The sequence below is a fragment of the Kitasatospora sp. NRRL B-11411 genome (assembly GCF_000721345.1).
Taxonomy (GTDB): Bacteria; Actinomycetota; Actinomycetes; order Streptomycetales; family Streptomycetaceae; genus Kitasatospora; species Kitasatospora cineracea.
This window is the reverse complement of sequence record NZ_JOGH01000256.1, coordinates 1-2,445: the sequence shown is the minus strand read 5'-3', so window position 1 is coordinate 2,445 and position 2,445 is coordinate 1. Positions and strand designations below refer to the sequence as shown.

At 75.9% G+C, this 2,445-nt stretch carries 2 protein-coding genes; one reads left to right on the top strand and one right to left on the bottom strand.

Annotated features, from left to right (window positions below; genetic code table 11):
- Nucleotides 1-1,525: hypothetical protein (locus tag IH44_RS0139665; protein WP_232795277.1), on the top strand; the 1,525-nt coding region annotated here is incomplete at its 5' end.
- Between the two features lie 108 nt (nt 1,526-1,633).
- Here the strand turns inward: IH44_RS0139665 and IH44_RS0139660 are convergent.
- Nucleotides 1,634-2,326 (bottom strand): nicotinamide mononucleotide transporter family protein, encoded by a 693-nt coding sequence (locus IH44_RS0139660; RefSeq protein WP_030464712.1) that lies wholly within the window; start codon nt 2,324-2,326, stop codon nt 1,634-1,636.
- Nucleotides 2,327-2,445 lie beyond the last annotated feature (119 nt).

Sequence of the window (2,445 nt, the reverse complement as noted above, 5' to 3'; positions counted from 1 at the left end):
GGGTGGGGAGGATGGCGGGATGCGGCGTGTGTGGGAGGGGCTGGCGGGGAACCCGGCGTTGCCGGGGGAGGCGGTGGAGCGGCTGGTCGAGCTGGCGGAGCCGGACCTCTCGGTGGAGTTGGCCGGGCGGGCGGACCTGACCGACCGGCAGGTCGAGGTGCTGGCGGAGCGGGGGATCGCGGCGGCCGGGCGCCTGGTGGAGGCCGGTCGGCTGGTGGTGGAGCGGGTCGACCCCCGGCGGCAGCCGATCGCCGCGCTGGCGCTGCTGCGGGCCGGGCGGGCACCCGCCGGGTGGGCGGAGCTGCTGGTCGAACGGCGGGAGCTGTGGCCCGAGTTGGCCTCCACCGAGTGGCTGCCGGCCGAAGCCGCGCGGCGGCTGCTCGCCGGGGCGGACCGGCAGGTCCTGGTGGAACTCGCCGAGGCGCAGCCCGATCCCGGCGTCCTCGCCGTCCTCGCCGCGCACCCCTCGCAGCACGTTCGGCAGGCCGTCGCCTGGAACCCGGCCGCCCCGCCCGCCGTCCTCGCCGACCTACTGAACGACCGTCCGCCGCTGGAGAGTTGCGAGGTCTGCGAACGCCACCCCGTCCCGTGGACGCACCCGCCGGACTGCCCGGACCCGGACTGCGACCTGCCCGGCGGGGCCGCCTGCGACGGCAGCCACCAGTACGCCCGGCACACGATCGTGCAGGCGGCCCTCGGGCATCCGGCGGTGCCTGCCGTCGACGCCCGGCGGTATCTGGGGGCGGCGTCCCCGTTCCTGCGGGCCCAGCTCGCCGGGCACCCCGGCCTCGACCCGGACACGTACGCGCAGCTCGCCGCCGACCCCGCGCTGTGGGTGCTCGAGGAGCTCGCCGGGAACCCGGTGATCGGGGAGGGGTTGATCCGCCGGCTCGCCACCGTCCCGCACGAATCGGTGCGCCGGGCGGTGGTCGGCAACCCGGCCGTGCCGCTGGACGTCCTGGAGTGGGCGTGGGAGGGCGTCGTCCTCAAGCTCGGGACGATGCTGCCGCCCCGGATCGCCGCCGCCGACCCCGCCGAGACCGAGCGGCTCGCCGCCTCCGCGGACCCCGAACTGCGCCGCCTGCTCGCGCTGCGCCGCGACCTGCCGCCGCCCGTCCGGGACCGGCTCGCCGACGACCCGGTGGCCAAGGTCGCCAACGCCGTCGCACCCCACCCCGGCCTGGACGAACGGCAGTTGAGGGACATGCACCGGCGCCACGGCCGCGCCGTCGGCCCCGGCATCGCCGCCAACCCGGACGCGACGACCGCCCTGCTGCGGGCCCTGGTCACCGCCGAGCACAACGTCGCCACCCTGCGCGCCGTCGCCCGCCACCCCGCCGCCGACGGCCCGACCCTGACCGCCTGCCTGCGCGACCGCCGGGCCCGCGAGCAGGCCGCCGCCCACCCGGCCCTGCCGCTCGACCGGATCCGCGCCCTGCTCGCCGACCCCGCCACCATCCACCTGGCCGCCGCCAACCCGGCCCTCCCGGCCGCCGACCTGCTGCGCCTGATGCCCCCGCCGTGAAAGCGGGGCCGCCCCGGACGCGCCGCCCCGGACGCGCCGCCCCGGGCACGCCGACACGGGCCGCCCCCCCCGGGGAGTGGGGGGACGGCCCGTGGGCAGGGGGAGCCGTCAGCGGGTGGTCTCCTCGCGGCTCTCGACCAGGACGGCGGGTTCCAGCGGGGAGGCGATCTCCTGCGGCTTGCTGCGCGAGGCCCAGTCGCGGATGCCGAGCACCACCATGACGAAGAAGATCGAGTACACGATGCCGGAGAAGTACAGCTCCGAGTGCACCGCCAGCGGCACGCCGACCAGGTCGACCGCCAGCCAGACGAACCAGAACTCGATGTAGCGGCGGGCCTGGCTGTACATGGCGAGGATCGAGCCGACGAAGATCCAGGCGTCCGCGCTCACCATCCACATCGGCGCGCCGGGGTAGAACGAGGCGTCCTGCCACCTCAGCACCGCGGCGAACGCGACCGTGCCGAGCACCATCGCGGCTATCAGCACCGCGCGCTCGCCCCAGTTCGCCCAGCGGACGTTGATGGCGCCCTCCTGCTCGCGGCTGCGCTTCCAGGTCGCCCAGCCCCAGGACGCCGAGACGATGATCACGACCTGCCGGGCGGCGTTGCCGCCGAGGTGCACGTTCAGGCTGGCGACCAGCAGGAACACCGAGCCGAGGATCTGCACCGGCCAGGCCACCAGCGACCGGCGCAGGGCCAGCCAGACGGTGGCGAGCGCCAGGATGTTGCCCAGGAAGTCGGACCAGTAGACGGGGAGGCCGAAGAAGCTGAACTGCTCGTTCAACCAGTGGAATGCGCTCATGACTCACACCTTTGTTCGTACGGAGCGAGGTGGTGGGGAGGAACGGCCGGCCCGTGGAGGGGGGAGGGGTCGGCCGGGCACGCGGGCATCGGGCGCAGTGACGGGGGTGGGGGTGGGGG